Raw genomic sequence first — 20,805 nt, 5'->3', positions numbered from 1 at the left:
TTTAATTATTAGATGCTGTACTTAATAATGAAAGTTGAGTTATTTTATTATCTCCTAATTCATCAACAGGTTTGACAGGGTAATCTCCTGTAAAATAATGGTCAGTTAATTGAGGATAAGCCTCATTTCTTTTGTCAAAACCAATTGCTCTATATAATCCATCAATAGATAAAAATTTAAGTGATTTTGCTCCTATGTATTCGCAGATTTCGTCATTTGTTTTATTTGCTGCTAATAACTCTTTTTTAGTTGGGGTATCCACACCATAAAAATCTGGATATTTGATCTCAGGACAAGCAATTCTAACATGAACTTCTTTTGCACCCGCATCATATAGCATTTTAACAATCTTATAAGATGTAGTTCCTCTAACTAACGAGTCATCAATTAAAATAATTTTTTTATCTTTAATTGTGCTTTGGTTTGCATTTAATTTTAACTTTACACCCAAACTTCTAATTTGCTGACTTGGCTCAATAAAGGTTCTTCCAACATAGTGATTTCTAATTAGACCATGTTCAAAATTCATTTTTAAATGTTGAGCAAAACCGAGAGCTGCAGCATTACCAGAGTCTGGTACAGGAACCACTATATCTGCTTCAACATTATTTTCTTTTGCAAGTTCTTTTCCTAAGTTTTTTCTATGCTCATAAGCTGTTTTATTATCAAGTAAGCTGTCTGGTCTTGAAAAATAAATATATTCAAACACACACGGTCTTACTTTTTTTGGAGGGAAGGGCTTAATACTAGTTAATTCATCATCTTCAATTAACACTATTTCACCGTTCTCAACTTCTCTTATAAATTTTGCTCCAATAATATCTAATGCACATGTTTCAGACGCTAGCACATAGCTACTTCCTAGTTTTCCAATCATCAATGGTCTTATTCCATATGGATCTCTTACACCTATCAAAGATTTTTGTGTCATCATTACCAATGCGTATCCTCCTTGGATTTGGAATATAGCATCAATAACTTTATCAATTGTTTTTGATCTTTTAGATTTGGCAATTAACTGAACAATAGTCTCTGTATCAGAAGTAGTATGAAAAATTGCTCCTTCTTCTACGAGTTTGTTTCTTAAAGATATTGAATTTGTTAAATTTCCGTTGTGAGATACCCCAATTCCACCTGCGTTAGTATCTGCAAAAAAAGGCTGAATATTTCTTAAAATATTATTACCAGTAGTACTGTATCGATTATGTCCAATAGCATAATTACCTTTAAGGTTTTTTAGAACTTTTTCTTTATTGAAATTATCTCCAACTAAGCCAAATCTTTTTTCCGAATAATATTTTTCGCCATCAAAAGTAACAATTCCACATCCTTCCTGACCTCTATGTTGTAGTGCGTGCAAACCTAAAGCTGTTAAAGCAGAGGCATCTTTTGCATTGCTTATGCCAAATACTCCACATTCTTCTTTTAGTTTTGGATCAAATATCTTCAATTTTTTCTTTAGACTCTTGATATGTTTTTTCATTAGGAAATTCTTCAACAAGATAACTACTACCTTTTTTCAAATATGGAAAGACGTATGATTTATCTAAATTAATTGGCCATTTATCGTAGTTATAAACAATATGTACTCCAGAAAAAATAGATACACATACAATATATGCTTTTATAAACCCAAAAAAGAATCCGAAGGTTGTATCCAAGCCACCAATGCCAGTATATTTTATTGCTTTACTGATACCTTTGTTAACTAATAATACTAAAAAGATAACAACTATAAATATTGCAATTCCAAGTCCAATATCGAGAACATATTCATTGTCAATTATATCTTTTACATAAGGTTTTATACGTGGAAATAAAATTAGTGTAATAATATAGGCCAGGAGCCATTTTGCCATTGAAAGGATGCTTAAGACAAATCCTTTTCTATAACAACTAATTAAAGACCATATTGTTATTGCGATATAGATTAAGTCAATAATAGAGGATGCTTCAAAAAAATCTTTAAGAGCATCTACCATTAAGCATCTTTACCAAAAGGTTTAACCACCAATATCAATGCTGGCAGCAAAGTTAATACTGATATCATTGCAAGCAACATAGCAAGACCTGTAAACAATCCAAAATAAATTGTTGGTATAAATTTAGATAATACTAAAATTGAAAAACCAAAAACAATTGTGATCGAGGTATTTAAAATTGCAACTCCAACTGTTGAGTGACAGTTTTTTAATGTGTTATTGTAATCTCTTAATTTACCAAATTCTTCTTTGAACCTATAGATATAATGAATACTATTATCAACAGCTATTCCGATTGTGATGGCAGCTATCGTGATAGTCATCATGTCTAATGGTATTCCTAACAAACCAATAATTCCTAAAATGAAGAATGCAGCTATAAAATTCGGCACAACACCAATTAATGAAAGTTTAATATTTCTAAATAAAATAATAAACATTGAGAAAATACCAATCATAACCAAACCTAGTGTCAAAATTTGTGACTTAAATAAACTTTGTAACAAATTATTAAATAATATTAATACACCTGCTAATTTGTAATCATCTTTTTCTAATCCTAGTTCATTTTCTAGATCAAAATTAATTTTATTAATTAAGTCATTTCTTCTCAAATTTTCTTGAGAATCTATTATTCTAAGACTAATTCGAGCTTCATTATTTTCTATTGATAAATATGGATCAATTATTTCTGTTTTAATACTTTCAGGTATCTTTGAGTATAATACTCCCATCTCTAAAGTACCAAGTGGATTATTGTTATTCAGTTGTGTTGCTACATCAATAATTGATGAAAAAGACAAAACTTTTCCAACTTGTGGAAGACTATCTAAATAATTATGAACTGATGCAATTCTATCTATTTTATCTTTAGTAAACCAATATTTTTCATCATTTGTGTCTTCTTCATCTCCCCAATCTTCAAACTCATCATCTTCCTCTGATTTCTTTTCTTCTTTTTTAGGGAACTTTAAAATAACTTCTAAAGGTGTAGTTCCACCAAGTTCTTCATCAATTAGCTTCATTCCTTTGTAAATTTCAGTGTTTTTATCAAAATAATTTATAAAGCTATTCTCAACTTCGAGTTTACTAATTCCAACTACACTTAAGACAATAATAATTCCAGTTGTAGAAAAAATTGTAAATTTATTATTTAAAGAAATTGAACCAAGTATTAATGTAATTTTAGAATCTTGTTCTTTTTTTAAAGATATATTTCCAGTTGAGGTAAAACTTAAAAGAGTAGGAAGCAAAGTAAAAGTAATTATAAATGATGTAATCAAGCCAAAAGTCATCATCCAACCAAAATCTATAATGGGTTTAATTTCACTAAAGATTAAAGATAAGAAAGCTAAAATTGTTGTTAAAACTGTATACAATATAGGCCAAAACATTTTACTCGTTGTTAAGGAAATGATTTCAAAGTTATTTTTTGTTGGAAAATTTTTTTTAAGCTGAAGAAACCTGGTGCTCATATGAATATTCATTGCCATTGTGAGAATAAGCATCAGGGCAATAAAGTTTGATGAAATAACAGTTACTTTCCATCCAAGTAATCCAAGCAGCCCCATCATAATAATTACAGAGAAAAAACAACTGCTGATAGGAACTATAATCCAAATTAGATTTCTAAATACAAACCAAAGTGTTGCTATAATAAATAACAAAACTCCAATACCAAATACAATGATATCACTTTTGATAAAAGTCATCATATCATCTGCAATCATTGGAATTCCACCCAAGTAAATTTTTCCAACATCTCCATAACTTTGGGTTACTTGTCTTATTTCTAAAATGTTTTGATGATTTTGTTTTTTTATCTGATCTTTATAATTTTCAATTTCCTCTCTAGATTTATTTTCAATATCTTCTAATTTTTTATTTTGTTTGATGTTAACAATAATCCCACTTGTCTTACCGTCTTCACTAATTACAAAATTTCTAAAGACAGGACTGTTTAAAATTTCACTAAATCCTCTTTCTCTATCCACTTCTTCATCTTTTAAAGTTTTAAAGCTTTTTAATCTTTCCTGGAGAGGTGCGTCTGAATTATTTAAAAGCGGTATATCTAAAAGTGTAATAACACTATGAACCCAATCTAAACTTTGAATTTTGTATTTTATGCTCAATAGATTATTGATTGAGGAGTCTGTAACCATTCCTTCATTAGGAGTGTAGGTAAGAACTAAAAATTCCTTAGAACCATATCTTTCATTAATTTCCTGCAAGTATGCTAGGTCTGGATCTCCATCAATTAACAACGTTTCTGAAGAAGCATCTAACCTGAAATCTTTAGAATAATATCCAAAACTTAAAATAGAAATAATAAGAAATACAAATATTGCCTTCGGGTTCTTTAAAACTAAGTTTTGATACATTTCAGCTAGCATTAGCTCTTTTATATTGGAAATTAATTAGTTTGAGTATCTTTAAATTTGGTAAATCTTTCCTCAAACTCAAGTGTAATATTGCCAATTGGACCGTGTCGTTGTTTTCCAATTATAATTTGAGCTAAGTGTGCTACTTCATTCATTTTAGCTTGCCATTCAGCATGTTCTACAGTTGCTTCTCTTGGTTCTTTTCTAGATAGATAATATCCTTCTCTGTAAACAAACATTACAACATCCGCATCTTGCTCGATTGAACCTGATTCTCTTAAATCTGCCAATTGAGGTTTGTGGTCATCTCTTTGTTCAACTTGTCTTGATAACTGTGATAAAGCAACAACTGGAACAGCTAGTTCTTTTGCTATTGCTTTTAGCCCTTGCGTAATTTGAGAGATTTCCTGAACTCTACCATCTTTATTATAAGTTGTTCCTCTCATTAATTGAATATAATCAACCACGATCATATCTAATCCAAATAGTCTCTTAATTCGTCTTGCTCTGTTACTTAGTGCTGCAATGCTAATTGCTGGTGTTTCGTCAATATAAAGTGGAAGTTCAGCTATATTTTTAGAAGTCTCAAGAAATTTATCAAATTGATCATCAGAAATTCTCCCTCTTCTTATATCGTTTGAGCTGATTCTTGCCTGTTCTGAGATTATACGAGTTGAAAGTTGTTCAGATGACATTTCTAAAGAGAAAAAAGCTATAGAAGATTTTTTGCCACTATCTTGTAATTTTTGAGCAGCATTGAATGCAATATTTGTAGCAAGTGAAGTTTTACCCATTGATGGACGACCTGCGATAATGATTAAATCAGACTGGTGTAAACCTCCAAGTTTATCATCTAAGTCTCTGAGCCCGGTTGGAACTCCGACAATTCCTTCTTCATTTTTATATGCAGCTGAAGCCATCTCTATAGTTTGTTTCATGGCATCGTCAAATTTAATAAGTGAAGAGCTAAAAGATCCTTTTTCAGCTAAATCAAATAACTGTCTTTCAGAATTCTCTATTATAGTTTGACCGCTAGTATCAAGGTCATTAAGTTTAGCACTATCGATAGTTTCTTCAGAAATTTTTATTAATTCACGCCTGACAAACATATCATATATTATTTTTGAATATTCTACTGCTTGTCTTACAGGTGTAGAAAATTTAGTTACTTTAACTAAATACTCTGGAACATTAATGTCATCTTTTTCATCTTCAAAATAATTTTTTAAAGTTATGGGATTGGCAAGCATACCTTTATAGATAAGGCTTTCAATAGCATCAAATATCTTTTGATGCATAGGATCATAAAAATTAATAGATGAAATAATTGTATTAACCTCATCAAAAATATCGTTACTCACTAGTATCGAGCCAATTACAGCTTGTTCTGCTTCAATGTTGTTTGGTAATTCTTTGAATTTATCTTTAACGATACTTAAATTGCTTTCCATATTTATGAATCTATAGAAAAAAATTTAGTATTTAAATTTTAATTTTTAGCTGTTGAAAAGAATGTATAATTATTGAATTGTATCTGCTGATGTAACATTAACAATTATTTCAGCATCAACTTCTGAGTGTAAAGAAATCTTAACTTTAAATTTTCCTAAAGATTTAATTTCTTCAACTGGTTGTATCATTGAAGGCTTGATTTCAATTTTATTTTCTTCTTGAATAAGTTTAGAAATTTCAGTTGGTTTAACAGAACCATAAAGTTCGTTATTTTCAGTACTTAATTTTTGAACTGAGTATTCTTTATTATTGATTTGTTCTGCTATTTTAGCTGCTTCTTGTTTTCTCTCATTGTCTTTTTTAGATAAATCAGCTTTTATTTTTTCAACTTCTTTTATATTTTCTTTAGAGGCATAAAGAGCTTTTTTATTTGCAATCAAAAAGTTTCTAGCAAAACCTCTTTTTACGTCTATTACTTCTCCTACAGACCCAATTCTTTTAACGTTTTCTAATAAAATAACTTTCATTATAATAGTGCTAGATTTCTTGCTCTTTTAATTGATAGAGATAATTCTCTTTGTTTCTTTTGAGAAACATTTGTAATTCTTGATGGTAAAATTTTACCATTTTCAGAAACATATCTTTTTAAAAGTTTGATATTTTTGTAATCAACTTTAGGAGCACCTTTTACTGAAAGTGGGCAAGTTTTTTTAAATTTATATTTATTTGGTTGGAAAATACTTAGTTTTGCAAAATTGCTTTGTTTTCCTTTTTTATTTCCACTTTGTCTTTTTGGCATTAGTTTTTAGCACTTTCTTTATTTTCACTATCTTCTTTTTTTCCAAAGTAGTTAGTATCTAAATCAAATTCTTTTACTCTAACAGTAAGATATCTTAGTAATTTTTTATCAATAGCTTCATTTTTCTCTAACTCTTCAACCACTTTACCTTTACCTTTAATCTTAAAGTGAATGTAGCTTCCTTTTTTATTTTTCTTAATTAGATAAGAAAGGTTTAGAAGGCCCCAGTTTTCAGTTTTTACAACTTCACCTTCATTTTTTTCTACAATTTTAGAATATTTTTCAGTTAACTGCTTTAACTCACTTGGAGATGTATCTTGTCTAGCTATTATAGTATGTTCGTATAAGTTCATTTAAGTTCTTTAATAAAAAGTGAGGATATACTATTATAAAAGTTCAATTACAATAGATAAAAACACAAAATTAGTAATATTTTTATATGTTTTCAGTAATATTTCCAGGTCAGGGATCTCAAATAGTTGGAATGGGAAAAGAGTTCTACGATAAATTTGAGCTTGTGAAAAGCCTATTTAAAGAGGCAGATGAGACATTAAATTATTCAATATCAAAGCTAATATTAGAAGGGCCTAAAGAAGAGCTTGATTTAACTGTAAACACTCAACCAGCAATTTTTTTAATAAGCTATTCTATATTTAAAGTTATTAAAAAAGAATTTAATATTGATTTAAATGAAGCAAAATATTTTGCAGGGCATTCTTTAGGTGAATATTCTGCTTTATCTTGTGCCGGATATTTAAACTTTGCAGAAACATTAAAAATTTTAAGAATCAGAGGTGATGCTATGCAGAATTCTGTGCCAAAGGGCGAGGGTGGTATGGTTGCAGTTCTTGGATCAACTGTTGAGATTATAGAAAAGATACTAAAAGATAATGAATCCAGATTTATAGCACAAATAGCAAATGATAATTCAGAAGGGCAAATAGTTTTAAGTGGAAAAACTGAAGATTTAGAAAAATTAATTGAAGTATTAAAAGGAAACTCTATTAAAAATATAAAGCTTCCAGTTAGTGCTCCTTTTCACTGTAGTCTTATGAGTAAGGCAACAGAAATTATGACAGAAGAATTAAATAAGATTTTATTTTCTGATGGAAGTAATAAGTTGATATCAAATGTAACAGCTGAAGTTATTTCAACTTCTGAAGATTTAAAATTACTTTTAATAAAACAAATTGAAAATAGAGTAAGATGGAGAGAAAGTGTCTTAAATATGATAAATAATGATGTAGATCATTTTATAGAAATTGGACCTGGGAAAGTTTTGTCAGGTTTGGTAAAAAGAATTAATAGAGAAGTTAAAATTAATACGATAAATAGTATAGAAGATGTTGAAAATTTAAAAATATGAATGATTTAAAAGATAAAAATATAATAGTTACAGGTGCATCTGGAGGAATAGGAAATTCTATTGTAAAAAAATTATATGAAAGTGGTGCTAATATTTTAGCCTCAGGAACAAGAATTGAGAAACTCGAAGAATTAAAAAAAGAATTCGAAAGAATAAATATTTTAAGGTTTGATATATCTCAAAGTGAAAAAATTGAGGAATTCATTGAAAATGCAACAAAAGAACTTGGTGGTAGTTTGGATTGTATTGTTAATAATGCTGGTATTACTCAAGATAACTTGGCAATCAGAATGAGTTTGGATGAATGGAGAAAGGTAATTGATATTAATTTAACGTCGACATTTTTGATGAGTAAATTTGCCATAAAAAAAATGTTAAAAAATAAATCTGGAAAAATTGTTAATATTACTTCTGTTGTAGGTCATACAGGAAATTTAGGTCAAGCCAACTATACTGCATCAAAAGCAGGAATAGTGGCAATGTCTAAAAGTTTAGCAATTGAATATGCTAAAAAAAATATAAATATTAATTGTATCTCGCCAGGATTCATTAAAACTGAAATGACAGATAAGATAGATGAAAAGTTTAAAGAAGCAATTATATCAAAAATACCCTCAGCACGTCTTGGAGAGCCTGATGACATTGCAAATGCTGTGGGTTTTTTATGCTCTAATCAATCAAGCTATATAAATGGCGAAACCTTGCATGTTAATGGTGGCATGTATATGGCTTGACAAAATAGCTATTTAAACTATTAACGAATTATAACAAAAAGGATCAATATGTCAGAAGACGTTTCAAGCAAAGTAAAAAAAATTGTAGCAGATCACTTAGGTATAGATGAAGCAAAAGTAACGGAAGAATCAAGTTTTATAGATGATTTAGGAGCTGATAGTTTAGATACTGTTGAATTAGTGATGGCTTTTGAGGAAGAATTTGGATCTGAAATTTCAGATAGCGAAGCAGAGAAAATTTTAACTGTAGGAGATGCAGTTAAGTTTATCGAAGGAAAAGCTAATTAGTTCTTTCAATGCCCTCAGAGAACGATGGGGTAATGATAATCTTGTCTTCTCCGTCTGGAGCAGGCAAAACTACACTAGTTAAATTATTATCTGAAAAAAAAAACTTTGAAGTTTCTATTTCACACACCACTAGAGAACCTCGATCTAAAGAAAATCATTCTAAAGACTATTATTTTGTAAGTGAAGAAGAATTTAAGAGACTTATTAAAAATGAAGAATTTTTAGAATACGCTAAAGTATTTAAAAATTATTATGGCACCACACGAACCCCAGTTATAGATAAATTAAATAACGGAAAGAATGTTCTTTTTGATATTGACTGGCAGGGAGCAGATCAAATAAAAAATAAAAAACTTGATTACAAGCTTATTACTTTTTTTATTTTACCACCAAGTAAGGAAGTTTTATTTGAAAGACTTTCAAATAGAGATATGAAAGACAAATTAATTGCTGAAGAAAGAATGAATCAGTTTGAGCGAGATGTACTGCATTGGATAAATTATGATTATGTTGTAATTAATGACGACATCGATACTTGTTTTAACAAAATTAATAATTTGATAGATGCTGAAATTAATAATGGCTCTAAAGATTACGATTTAAATTTTATAAGAAATCATGTTGAAAAATTAACTGAATAAATTTTCATATTCTTGAGTTAATTTAAAATAAGTTTCACAACTTAAGTTTTGTGGTCTTAAATTTAAGTTAATATTTAATTTTTCCGAAACCCTCAAATCACCGTTAAACAATTTATTATATGGTTTTCTCAACATTTTTCGTCTATTGCTAAAAAAAATTCTGGTAATTTTTTCTAAATTTTTAGGATTATTAATTTTATAAAAATTTTTCTTTGGTGTAAAGAAAAGCAACGTGCTGTCAATTTTTGGTTGAGGCTTGAAACTTGCAGGATAAACATCACAAATTTTTTTAATGTTTAGCTTCCAATTGCTAAGTATAGATAATCTTCCATAATTAGAATTGTTGATATTAGCTATTATTCTATCTGCCACTTCTTTTTGAAACATTAAAATCATACACTCAAACCAAAAACTATTTTTTAAATTAATTATCCATTTAATTAATATTTCAGTTGAGATATTGTAAGGTAAATTTCCAAAAACAATAACTTTGTCTTTAATTAATAAATTTTCATCAAAACTTAGTATATCATTATTTATAACTTTTATTTTGTCATAAAATTTTTTTGTTAACTGTATTGCTAGGTCATTATCTTTTTCAACAACATAAAATTTTTTTGGTTGTTTTTTTAAAATAGGTCCAGTAAGATTTCCCGTTCCAGGACCAACCTCTAGTACAATTTTGTCTTTGATATTGATATAATTAATAATTTTATCTATGATTTTATTATCAATTAAAAAATTTTGACCTAGACTTTTTTTTGCTATTATCAATTCTTATCCAAAAATCTTATTGCTTGAATTAAACTTAAGGGATTGGATGTATTTTTGCCTATCATTTTTTCATTAGGACCATGATCTGGTGTTACTCTATAGAATGGTAAACCAAGTGTTATATTTATAGCATCGTATTCAAATAAAGTTTTTATAGGAGTTAGAACTTGGTCATGATACATGCCTAATAAAACGTCATATCTTCCTCTATTTTGTTTTAAAAATGCAGTGTCAGCGGATACAGGACCATTTACAAAGTAATTTTTAGTTCTTAAATATTTAACACATGGTTTTATTATTTTTTCATCTTCATTAAATTTATCTATACTTTCGCCATGAGGATTTAGACTAAGAATTCCAATTTTTGGTTTTATTTTAAATTTACTTTTATAAAAGTTATGAATTAGTTGAACTTTTTCTAAAATGATTTTTTTGTTAATTTTTTTTGCTACAAATTTAATTGGCAAATGAGTAGTCAATGGACAAACAGATAAATTCTTATTATAAATTAACATTGCATTTTTTTTAATCTTAAATTTATTAGAAATAAACTCGGTCATTCCTAAAAATTTTTTGTCTAAAAAACTTTTTTTATTTATTGGGCCATTTATGAATTTTTTTAATTTATATTTTTTAATTATTTCAAAAGCTATTTCAAAACATTTGTTCAAATATACATTTGATTTTTTTTTTATACTTTGATCATTATCAAGTATATTTTCATCTACATTAATTAAATGAATAAAATTATTTTTAAGCTGTTTATAATTTAAATTTTTCTGGTCTACTATCTTTATTTTTCTTTTATAATTAAACTTTCTCATCTCTTGATTTAATAATTTTTTAGATGCAATTAAAATTATTGGATTATTAACTTTAATTTTTTTTAATGATTTAAAGAATAATTCCATAAAAATACTTTTTGGCTCACCAGGTACAATAATTATTGGAGACTTAAAAAGCATTGAGTTTAGTTTCTTTTTCTATTTTATTATAATAAATGTTAGCAAGTTGATTTAGTTGTTTATTTGCAGTTTCGTTAGCAATTAATTCAACCTGTTTATCTATATCATTCACAATTTTTGATTGTCTTACTTCATTAATTTTTAATACCAAAAACCCACCAGGTATAATAATAGGCTCTGTAACTTCTTCAATTTTCGTTTTTTGAATAATATCTCTTATTGTTTTATTAAGTGCATTTATTTTAATCCAACCCAAATTACCTCCATTTTTTGAGGTATCTGAAATACTATATATTAACGCTGAATTTGAAAAGCCCTTAGTGTTAATTTCATTTTTAATTAGTTTAAATTTTTCATCTAAATTTTCATTTGTTTCCAACTTGAAAACTATTTCAGAAAGCAAGAACTCTATTTGAATATTATCCTCTAAGATTTTTCTTTTGATATCTTTTTTGTTAACTTTTATATCTTTTGAATATTTATTCACTATTAATTGGTTCCATAAAATTTCAATTTTTAATTTATTTTTTATTGATTCAAAATTTAAGTTTTTTTCTTTCAAAATATTTTCAAGTTCTTTTTTATCTTTTATATTTGATCTTCTCAGAAAATTTAAAAATATTGAGTCTAAATATTTCTCGTTTACCTCAAAATTTTCGAAGTATTTTGATAATTCTATTTTTTTTACCTTTTCACGTATTATTGAATTTTTACCAATTTCAAACAATTTTTCTTTTGATAATTGATTTAAATTTTTATTTATAAGTTCTAAATACTCAACTTCATTTATAATATCCACTGAGGTTATTATTTCATTATCTACTTTAAATAAAATTTTATTTTCTACTGAGTAAACAGGCTTAATTAAGAGTATAAAAATAAACAATTTTACAATTAGTTTTACTAGCAAGTTAATAAAGCTCATTGTCTACTTTTTGTTCAAATGTTGTCAGTGGAAATAATGTAATTGTAAAAAATAGGTTCTCAGCTGGTCTTAAATCCTTATCCTCATAAAATGTCTTATTGTATTTAATAGCCGCTACTAAACAATCATTTTTATATTCGTAAACTAAATCATAAAATTCAGTTAAGTTTATTTTTCTATTTCTTCTAGTTTGAAAATTCAAAGAATTATTTTCATCAAAATTAAATGTAGTCGTGTTACTGATTATATTTTGATTTCCCATATCTTTTGTTTCTTTAACAAATCCAAAATTAGTTACAAAGTTATTCAGTGAAAAAGTTGCATTTAAATCATTGTATTGTAAGTCTTTAGTATTTCGGTCTAAAGCAAAATTATATTTTAATTGAAATTGATCTGAAGATTTGTTTGTTATTGATCCAAATATATTTGATTGCTTTTTGTTTAAAGTTGTATTTTGAGGAATAAAGTTTTCATTTTTATCTCTATAAACTGCTCCAAGTTTTAATTCAAAAAATTTATTAACATCAGTTAGTAATTCTTTTTTATAATCAAGCCCTATTGTTAATGATTTTCCAGATTCAAAAGTATTACTTAAACCCATTCTATTTATAGAAAATAAGTTACTAGCATTTATTACTTTTTTGCTTGAGTTGTGATCCTTCATATCACCAGGATTAAACATTAATGAGACTTTAGGAGTTAAAATATTTAATTTATCGTTATATGTTTTTTCTAAAGGATAACTAGATTGTAAATTGAATATACTTGAAAGTTCAACTTTAGGACTTGATTTATAATTTGCTGCATTCTTACCCACAGAATTTATATTTTTTACATTAATCTGAAAATTATTTTTAAACCCATTCAAAAAAAAATAGTCAAAACCTTTAAAGGATATATCATTTAATATTTCAGTTTTTAGTTGATTTGTATTACTTAAGTCGTTTTTACCATCAGAATTGAAATTAAAAGTTCCATATTTAAAATTTGATAGTATGTTTCTATTAAATTTGTAGTAAGGTAAGATATATTGATATCTATCACTGCTTCTTTTACTTAACGTTTCGTAACTTTCAAATCCTGTTTTAAAAGTAAAATCTTCTTTGTTTAGAGTTGCCTCTAAACTTGTACTTAATACACTAGCATTTGAGGGTATCAACAGACTAGTTTCTTCTAAAAGTGCGCTATCAAATACCTTCAAAAAGGTATCGTTATTTATTTTTTGAATATTAAAGTTTAATTTACTTTCTTTAAATCCATCTAAATTTAAATTGTAATCAAGTTTGGAAAATAAATATGTTGTATTCTTTTTTTTATTTAGGTTTTTTGAAAAATAATCTATTCCATGTCCAAAACTTGATGTAAATTCATAATTTTTTCCAACAGATCTGTATTCATTTTGAATTAATTTATTATCATTATCAAATATAGTTGGTGCAATTGTTAGGTCACTACTTTCAGATATCGCATAAAAATAAGGTATTGCAAATGAGCTACCTAGAACGTTTGAATTATTCAGTGTGGGTTGTAAAAAACCAGATTTTCTTTTGACTGATGGATCTGGATGGTAAAATTTAGGAAAATAAAGAATAGGTATATCATATATTTTTAATATTGAATTTTTATGATGTATTTCTTTTTTATTTTTATCATGTTTAATTTCACTTGATTTAATTGACCATGGAGGACATCCATCATTTTTTTTACAGCTAGTATAAACGCCCTTTTTAATTATTGTTACTTTATCATTATTTATTGATGACACTCCTTTTATTCTTGGGTCATTTTGTGAATTATCAAATATATCTTTTTTAGTTTCAATTTCGGTGTCTTTTGCAATGAAATCATTTGTCTCGAGATTAATAATGCCATTAGAGAAATAAAACTTATCTGAAAAAGGAAGTTTGTAATTGGAATTTATAGATATTTTTTCACCTTTTAATAATTTTTGATTAACCAAATATTTAAAACTTGAAAGGTTATATAGATTGAAATTATCAGTTATAATAGTTTTGTTATTAGATAAAAACTCCATTGAATTTTTGTATAAAATAACATTATTAGATCTAAATTTATATTTTGATTGAAATAAAGCCAAAGTATCTCTGGACTCTATTTTTTCATTTTTTTTATAATAAGTTAAGAAATCAGAGAAAAGTTTGTAATCTTTTTTTTTATTTTCTAAAATTACATTTTCTCTTGCAACAATTTTATTTTTATTGATGTAAAAATCAAAATATTTTGCATTGATTGTACTCCTATCTTCTAAGTTTATAGCTTTAGCGTTATCTCTGGAGTAAATTTCCCCTTTATCCTTATGGTACTCCGCAATATCAGAATAAACTTTAAAATTATTATTTTTGTCCTCTAACTCAACATTATTTTTAGCTAAAATTACATTCAAATTTTTATCATACTCAAATTTATTGGCTGTAATCACTATATTATCTTTTGAACTTATGGCTTTAGAGTTTATCTCGGTAGTTATTTTTTCCTGTTTTTTATTGTAAGTTGCTTTTTCAGAAAAAATTACGTAATCATTTATTACATCATTGATCTCAACGTTTCCGGTTACATTTAAAATATTCAAATTTTTATCATACTCAAATTTATTGGCTGTTATGATAATCCCATTATTAGATGTAATTTTACCTTTTTTATTTCCAATAAATTTATTTCCATTTTCAACTATTTCAATTTCTATAACGTCAAAGTTAAATTGTTCTTGAGAAATAGCGCTAGAAGTTAGAATGAAACTAAATAATAAAATTAGATAAATTTTAATCATTTTTATTTTTCGTTAATATTATTTAACATCATTAAATTAATAAATGTTAAAACTATTAATGGAGAGATAACAGATATGAATATAGGTATTTTTTCAGTACTCCCTAAAACATATGAAAAATTATTTAAGTAGTAAATAATTACAGATAAAAAGAGACCCGTTGAAATTTTGAATGTTGTGCTTTTTATTTCTTTAATATTTAACATTATTAACGAAGAAAATAGAGCTATTAAAAATAAAAACAAAGGAAATAGTAAAATTTTAAATAAATGAAGATCTATGTCAATTATTGAATAATTTAGCTTTTTATAGTTCTTTCTTAATTCGTATAATTTAATCAAATTTAAGGATGACAAATTTGAGTACAAAGTTTTAATTCTTTGCAAATTAAAGTTAGTTTTCAATTCAAGTTTTTTTTGAATTACATAATTGTTTTTTTTATAAATTTTAGCATCATAAATAATCCAATTTTCATTAGAAATATCAATTTCATCACTTTGAATATTTCTTATAACATTAAAATTTTCATCAAATTCTGTAATGAAATTTTTAATTAACATTTGATTTTCAATATAGGATGAATTTGTAATCATAATATTATTTTTAATCTTATCTTTAATCCATAGTCCATTTTTAGTGATTACTGCAAGATATTCATTATCACTAGTATACGGTGATTTAATTTCAATGTATAAATTTTTTAAACCAGAAGAAATATTATAAAATAAAGAAACAGCAAGAAATCCTGTTGAAAGTGATAGAACACTTAAAATAATTATTATTTTAGAATTTTTAAGACCAGAATATTTAAATATATCTATCTCTCTATTTTCAAATAACTTAATAAAAAAAAGTTGCACGGTGATCAGTAATACGAATGGAAACAATTCAAAAAGATGAGATGGTGTATTCAACATAGATAAAAATAAAGGATATACAATTTCAACAGATTTATTTTTAAAAAATTCTAATTCATTGAGAAGATTAAGTAAGAAAACTAAGCAGCTCATAATAAACAGAACATAAATAAGAGATTTAAAAAAAATTATTGAAATAAATTTAATATATACCTTCATACTTTAAATTTTCTCAATTTTATTAAATTTAAATAACAAAAACATATAAGACAAAAATATTAACAATAGTGGAATCAAAAATAATAAAATATTTTCAAAAATATTATTCGATATGAGTCTGCTAGTTGTTTCTGAAAATAAAATAATAAAAAATCCAATTAAAAAAATTGTTATTTTTAATTTTTGATATTTAGGATTTTCTTTTGATAAAATGATAAGCATAAGTGAGATGATGCTAACAACAGGTATGTAGAAAGGCACAATAAATCTTTTGTAAACTTCTTTAAGTACATTTCTAATATTTTTAATATTACAGTTTTCAATAATATTATCTGATGAATTTAACCTATCAGTTAAATTGTAAATATTCTGAATACATTTTATAAGTTTTGAGGAATGCATCTCTTGTGTTTTAACGTAAGTCACCGTGTTAGATTTTAAGTTTGCTAAAGAAAAATCTGATTTAGAAAAGGAGATATTTGTAACACTGCTATTTTCAGAAGTTATTGTTGCACCGTTATATAAAACAAGTAGGGGAATATTCCCTATTATATCAAATTCACCTCTCTTTGCATATGTTATTTGAAACTGTTGTTCATCAAGTTCTCTTTTAATATATAAATTTTTTAATTCACCACTATTGTCTTTTTCTTCTGCATAAATTGTTAAACCTTTAATTGTATCATTAAATTTTTTACCCTTTATAAAATTATCAAAAAAATTAATTTCAGATGTTTTTAATAAAGATTTTGCATGAATTTGAGTGTGGGGAACAACAAAAGAATTTAAAAATATATGAAAAATTGTCAAAAAGATTGATATTTTAAAAATAAAATTTACTAGTTTGATCTTATTTATTCCAAAATTCCAAAATAAAATTAATTCATTATTAAGTTCATATTTTATTGTCACATAGTAAAGACTAAAAAATAAAACAAAAATGAATATCCTACTAATAGTTTTGGGATAATTAAGTAAAGAATACTTAATATAAACAAAGTAATCCTTTCCATCTTCAATCATAATATCTAAAAAATTCACAGCTTGGAAAACCCAAATCACTGTTGCAGATGAAATGAGAGCTATTAAGAAAAACTTTAGATAATCAAATAAAAACTTTCTAAAAATTATTTTTTTCATTGAAATACGTTAATATATTCTTATATAACATTCTCTTTCAGCGTATAGAATTTAAAATTATGAGTGTCCAAGTAAAATACAATAAATTCCTATCTTCAAAAAATTCAGTAAATAAAGTCTTATTTGTAGATGAGAAATATAATGTTGATAAATTAAAAAAGTATATTTCTCTCAAGGAGTATAATTTTATTTCAGAATTAATGAAACACAACAAAGTTAAAAAAAAAATCTCAAGTTTTGATATTAGCTCTAAAGTTAAGATAACTTTAGTTTCTTTAAAAAAAAATATGGTCAGTGTAGAACTAGAAAATCTAGGTGCAAAATTCTACGATTTTTTTAAATCATCTGAAATAAAAAATTTCAGCATAAACACTGATACTATCTCTGAAAGTAAAAGTGATATTATCGGACATTTTGTTCATGGAATAAAATTAAAATCTTATAAATTTGAGAAATACAAGACTAAAAAAAGTAAAGTAAATTTAATTATAGAAGTAAATGGTAAAAATAAACCTACATCAAAAGAACTACTTAAATTTAAATCTATAGAAGAGGGAACTTTTTATTCAAGAGATTTAGTTTCAGAACCTGGCAATGTTTTGCATCCAGATGAATATGCAAAAAGACTAAGTTTATTAAAAAAAATTGGATTAAAAATAACTATTTATGATGAAAAAAAATTAAAAAAATTAGGTATGAATACTTTATTAGGCGTAGGTCAAGGAAGTATAAGAGGATCATACTTAGTTACCATGGAATGGAAGGGCCGAAAAGATAATTCTAAGCCCTTAGCGTTTGTTGGTAAAGGGGTATGTTTTGATACTGGAGGAATTTCACTTAAACCAGCTAAATTTATGGAAGACATGACTTATGATATGGCTGGTTCTGCAGTTGTAGTTGGATTGATGAAAAGTTTAGCTCTTAGAAAAGCTAAAGTAAATGCCGTAGGTGTTGTGGGATTAGTAGAAAATATGCCTGGTGGTAATTCTCAAAGACCAGGCGATATAGTAAAATCTTATAGTGGAAAAACAGTTGAAATTTTGAATACAGATGCTGAAGGTAGACTTGTTCTTGCAGATGCACTTACTTATACTGAAGAAAAATTTAAACCCCAATTTATTATTGATTTGGCTACTTTGACTGGTGCAATTATTGTTTCATTGGGATCAGAATATGCAGGATTATTTTCAAATGATGATAATTTGTCAAAACAATTAATAGAAGCAGGTGAGAAAGTTGAGGAAAAAGTTTGGAGAATGCCTTTAAATAAAAATTTTGATAAATTAATAGACTCCAAAAATGCTGACATGCAAAATATAAATTATGTTGGAGGAGCAGGTTCAACAACTGCAGCTCAATTTCTGCAAAGATTTATTTTAAACAGAACACCATGGGCTCATTTAGATATAGCTGGAATGGCTTTCTCTAAATATGGAGGGGCATTAAATTCGGGTGGAGCTACTGGTTATGGAGTAAGATTATTAAATAAACTAATAGAGGACAAATATGAGTAATATCGAACAAACTTTATCAATTATAAAACCTGATGCGGTAGAGAGAAACCTAGATAATGAAATAAAAGAAATGTTTAAAAATAATGGTTTTTCAATTTTAAAAGAGAAGAAAATTCAAATTGAAAAATCTGAGGCTGAGAATTTTTACAAAGTTCACGAAACAAAGCCATTTTATAATGATTTATGTGAATACCTATCTTCAGGTCCGATAGTAGTAATGGTGCTTGAAAAAGAAAACGCAGTTTTAGGTAATAGAGAATTGATGGGAGCAACAAATCCTAAAGATGCTGAAGAAGGCACAATTAGAAAGAAATATGGGATTTCAATTGATAAAAACTCTGTTCATGGATCTGACAGTGTGGAAAATGCCAAAATTGAAATTGATTTCTTTTTTAAAGACTAAAAATTTTCATAATAGCTTTTGGATATAATTTATGCTCTTGAGCCAAAATTTTTTTAGCAAGACTAACTGGAGTATCTTTTTTTAAAATATTAACCTTCTTTTGAAGAATTATTTTTCCAGAATCTAGTTTTTCATTCACAAAGTGTACGGTACATCCAGAGTATTTATCTTTATTTTCTATAGCTCTTTGATGAGTATTTAAACCTTTATATTTTGGCAACAAGGAGGGGTGAATATTTAAAATTTTCCCTTTGAAATTTTTAATAAAATTTTTAGAAAGTATTTTCATAAATCCCGCCAAACAAACTAATTCAATTTTGTTTATTGAAAGTTCATTAAATATTTTTTTTTCAGCTATTTCTCTATTTTTGAAATAAATTATTTTTTTTTTAATTTTAAAAATATCTCCATACTTCAAACCTTTAGCTAACTTATTATCAGCAATAATTAGGTTAATAGAAATAGGTGATTTGTTTAAATTAGAAAACTTAATAAGTGATTTTAAATTACTACCTGTTCCAGAGATAAATACTGCAGCTTTTATTTTATTTTTTCCAGTTGATAGAACCATTTAATTTTACTTTATTTTTACCACTTATAATTTTTCCAATTACATATGGTTTGTAATCTTTAGGAAAATAACTTTGAATTTTTTTTAAGTTTTTTTTGTTGATAATTAAACAAAAACCAACACCGCAGTTAAATGTTTTTAACATTTCATTTTCTGGTATTCCATTTTTTTTAAGCCAATTAAATATTTTTAAAGTTTTAATTTTGTTTAAATCAATATCTGCTACCATGTTATCAGGAATAACTCTTTTGATATTATCCGCAAGTCCTCCCCCTGTGATATTTGCACAACCATTAATAAGATTTTTTGAAATTATGTTTATTATTTCTTTCACATATATTTTTGTTGGTTTCAAAAGTTCTGATTTTAAAAATTTATTTTTATTTATATTCATTTTTTTTTTATTTATTAAATACCTTACAAGTGAGAACCCATTTGAATGTAATCCGCTAGATGGAATTGCTAATATTAAATTATTTTTTTTGATTTTATTTTTATTTAAGATTTTATTTTTACCAACAATACCAACAGCAAAACCAGCTATATCAAATTTACCTTTTGAATAAGTGCCAGGCATCTCTGCTGTTTCTCCACCTACAAGTTCACAATCTGATAGTTTACAGCCCTTAACTATTCCTTTAATGATAGATTTAAGTTTAATTAAGTCAATCTTATTTATTGAAATGTAATCTAAAAAAAGCAAAGGTTTTGCACCTTGAACAATTAAATCATTCACACTCATTGCTACAAGATCAATACCAATTGTATCAAATTTATTTAAAGAATTAGCTATTTCAATTTTAGTACCCACACCATCTGTGCAAGCAACTATTTGAGGTTGCTTTATATTGCTTGGGATATTTGAAATAGAACCAAAGCCCCCAATATTAGAAAACTTTTTTTTGCCCCTTTTTTTTGATGATACTGATGAAATGAAATTTACAAACTTATCAGCGGCTTTAATGTTAACACCACTTTTTTTATAGGTAAAATTTTTATTATTCAT

At 26.2% G+C, this 20,805-nt stretch carries 21 protein-coding genes; 6 read left to right on the top strand and 15 right to left on the bottom strand.

Features of this window, described 5'->3' with window-relative positions:
- Position 1 precedes the first annotated feature (1 nt).
- The 7 genes from purF to rpsF form a co-directional block, all read right to left on the bottom strand.
- Positions 2–1,483: an amidophosphoribosyltransferase gene (purF, locus tag ACTTBI_RS04285; RefSeq protein ID WP_440652733.1), complete on the bottom strand. Its 1,482-nt coding sequence runs from the start codon at positions 1,481–1,483 to the stop codon at positions 2–4.
- Positions 1,437–1,982 carry a CvpA family protein gene (locus ACTTBI_RS04280; RefSeq protein ID WP_440652732.1) on the bottom strand — a complete coding sequence of 182 codons (546 nt, stop codon included), beginning with the start codon at positions 1,980–1,982 and terminating at the stop codon, positions 1,437–1,439. The genes purF and ACTTBI_RS04280 overlap by 47 nt, the downstream gene beginning before the upstream one ends.
- Positions 1,982–4,375, bottom strand: a complete 2,394-nt coding sequence (locus ACTTBI_RS04275) for an efflux RND transporter permease subunit (protein ID WP_440652730.1) — start codon at positions 4,373–4,375, stop codon at positions 1,982–1,984. The genes ACTTBI_RS04280 and ACTTBI_RS04275 overlap by 1 nt, the downstream gene beginning before the upstream one ends.
- 20 nt (positions 4,376–4,395) lie before the next feature.
- Entirely contained in the window at positions 4,396–5,814 is a 1,419-nt protein-coding gene (locus tag ACTTBI_RS04270) for a replicative DNA helicase (RefSeq protein WP_440652729.1), read from the bottom strand.
- Between the two features lie 69 nt (positions 5,815–5,883).
- On the bottom strand, positions 5,884–6,342 hold the full coding sequence (gene rplI / locus ACTTBI_RS04265) for a 50S ribosomal protein L9 (protein WP_440652727.1): 459 nt from the start codon (positions 6,340–6,342) through the stop codon (positions 5,884–5,886).
- Positions 6,342–6,614, bottom strand: coding sequence for a 30S ribosomal protein S18 (gene rpsR, locus ACTTBI_RS04260; RefSeq protein ID WP_440652725.1), 273 nt, complete (start codon positions 6,612–6,614; stop codon positions 6,342–6,344). The genes rplI and rpsR overlap by 1 nt, the downstream gene beginning before the upstream one ends.
- Entirely contained in the window at positions 6,614–6,967 is a 354-nt protein-coding gene (gene rpsF / locus ACTTBI_RS04255; RefSeq protein ID WP_262589557.1) for a 30S ribosomal protein S6, read from the bottom strand. The genes rpsR and rpsF overlap by 1 nt, the downstream gene beginning before the upstream one ends.
- Before the next feature lie 86 nt (positions 6,968–7,053).
- Between rpsF and fabD the strand changes: the two genes are divergently transcribed.
- The 4 genes from fabD to gmk are packed head-to-tail and all read left to right on the top strand — an operon-like array spanning position 7,054 to position 9,643.
- Entirely contained in the window at positions 7,054–7,980 is a 927-nt protein-coding gene (gene fabD, locus ACTTBI_RS04250; protein WP_440652723.1) for an ACP S-malonyltransferase, read from the top strand.
- Entirely contained in the window at positions 7,977–8,714 is a 738-nt protein-coding gene (fabG, locus tag ACTTBI_RS04245; protein ID WP_440652722.1) for a 3-oxoacyl-[acyl-carrier-protein] reductase, read from the top strand. Before fabD ends, fabG begins: the two co-directional genes overlap by 4 nt.
- A gap of 48 nt (positions 8,715–8,762) precedes the next feature.
- Complete coding sequence (locus tag ACTTBI_RS04240) at positions 8,763–9,002, top strand: acyl carrier protein (RefSeq protein WP_008544320.1); 240 nt, start codon at positions 8,763–8,765, stop codon at positions 9,000–9,002.
- A gap of 8 nt (positions 9,003–9,010) precedes the next feature.
- Positions 9,011–9,643, top strand: coding sequence for a guanylate kinase (gmk, locus tag ACTTBI_RS04235; protein ID WP_440652720.1), 633 nt, complete (start codon positions 9,011–9,013; stop codon positions 9,641–9,643).
- On the opposite strand, the gene rsmA is transcribed toward gmk, so the two are convergent.
- Genes rsmA through ACTTBI_RS04205 form a run of 6 tightly spaced genes read right to left on the bottom strand, consistent with a single transcriptional unit; the run spans position 9,632 to position 17,311 of the window.
- Complete coding sequence (gene rsmA / locus ACTTBI_RS04230) at positions 9,632–10,417, bottom strand: 16S rRNA (adenine(1518)-N(6)/adenine(1519)-N(6))-dimethyltransferase RsmA (protein ID WP_440652718.1); 786 nt, start codon at positions 10,415–10,417, stop codon at positions 9,632–9,634. The two genes, gmk and rsmA, sit on opposite strands and share 12 nt — an antisense overlap.
- The gene (locus tag ACTTBI_RS04225; RefSeq protein WP_440652716.1) at positions 10,414–11,382 is read right to left on the bottom strand and encodes a 4-hydroxythreonine-4-phosphate dehydrogenase PdxA; all 969 of its coding nucleotides are present in this window, start codon (positions 11,380–11,382) and stop codon (positions 10,414–10,416) included. The genes rsmA and ACTTBI_RS04225 overlap by 4 nt, the downstream gene beginning before the upstream one ends.
- Positions 11,372–12,307: a foldase protein PrsA gene (locus ACTTBI_RS04220; RefSeq protein WP_440652714.1), complete on the bottom strand. Its 936-nt coding sequence runs from the start codon at positions 12,305–12,307 to the stop codon at positions 11,372–11,374. The genes ACTTBI_RS04225 and ACTTBI_RS04220 overlap by 11 nt, the downstream gene beginning before the upstream one ends.
- Positions 12,294–15,095 carry an LPS-assembly protein LptD gene (locus tag ACTTBI_RS04215; RefSeq protein ID WP_440652713.1) on the bottom strand — a complete coding sequence of 934 codons (2,802 nt, stop codon included), beginning with the start codon at positions 15,093–15,095 and terminating at the stop codon, positions 12,294–12,296. Before ACTTBI_RS04215 ends, ACTTBI_RS04220 begins: the two co-directional genes overlap by 14 nt.
- Positions 15,096–15,097: 2 nt before the next feature.
- The gene (locus tag ACTTBI_RS04210) at positions 15,098–16,171 is read right to left on the bottom strand and encodes an LptF/LptG family permease (protein WP_440652711.1); all 1,074 of its coding nucleotides are present in this window, start codon (positions 16,169–16,171) and stop codon (positions 15,098–15,100) included.
- Between the two features lie 3 nt (positions 16,172–16,174).
- Positions 16,175–17,311, bottom strand: coding sequence for an LptF/LptG family permease (locus ACTTBI_RS04205; protein WP_440652709.1), 1,137 nt, complete (start codon positions 17,309–17,311; stop codon positions 16,175–16,177).
- Between the two features lie 59 nt (positions 17,312–17,370).
- Between ACTTBI_RS04205 and ACTTBI_RS04200 the strand changes: the two genes are divergently transcribed.
- Together ACTTBI_RS04200 and ndk are read left to right on the top strand one after the other, a co-directional pair.
- The gene (locus ACTTBI_RS04200) at positions 17,371–18,825 is read left to right on the top strand and encodes a leucyl aminopeptidase (protein WP_440652708.1); all 1,455 of its coding nucleotides are present in this window, start codon (positions 17,371–17,373) and stop codon (positions 18,823–18,825) included.
- A gap of 1 nt (position 18,826) precedes the next feature.
- Complete coding sequence (gene ndk / locus ACTTBI_RS04195) at positions 18,827–19,228, top strand: nucleoside-diphosphate kinase (protein ID WP_440652765.1); 402 nt, start codon at positions 18,827–18,829, stop codon at positions 19,226–19,228.
- Here the strand turns inward: ndk and purN are convergent.
- Both purN and purM read right to left on the bottom strand, forming a co-directional pair.
- A complete protein-coding gene (gene purN, locus ACTTBI_RS04190; protein WP_440652707.1) occupies positions 19,218–19,799 on the bottom strand; it encodes a phosphoribosylglycinamide formyltransferase in 582 nt (193 codons plus the stop codon). The two genes, ndk and purN, sit on opposite strands and share 11 nt — an antisense overlap.
- Positions 19,774–20,805 carry a phosphoribosylformylglycinamidine cyclo-ligase gene (gene purM / locus ACTTBI_RS04185; RefSeq protein WP_440652706.1) on the bottom strand — a complete coding sequence of 344 codons (1,032 nt, stop codon included), beginning with the start codon at positions 20,803–20,805 and terminating at the stop codon, positions 19,774–19,776. Before purM ends, purN begins: the two co-directional genes overlap by 26 nt.

The organism is Candidatus Pelagibacter sp. HIMB1542 (assembly GCF_052047835.1).
GTDB lineage: Bacteria > Pseudomonadota > Alphaproteobacteria > Pelagibacterales > Pelagibacteraceae > Pelagibacter.
This window is presented reverse-complemented; position numbering and strand designations above follow the sequence as displayed.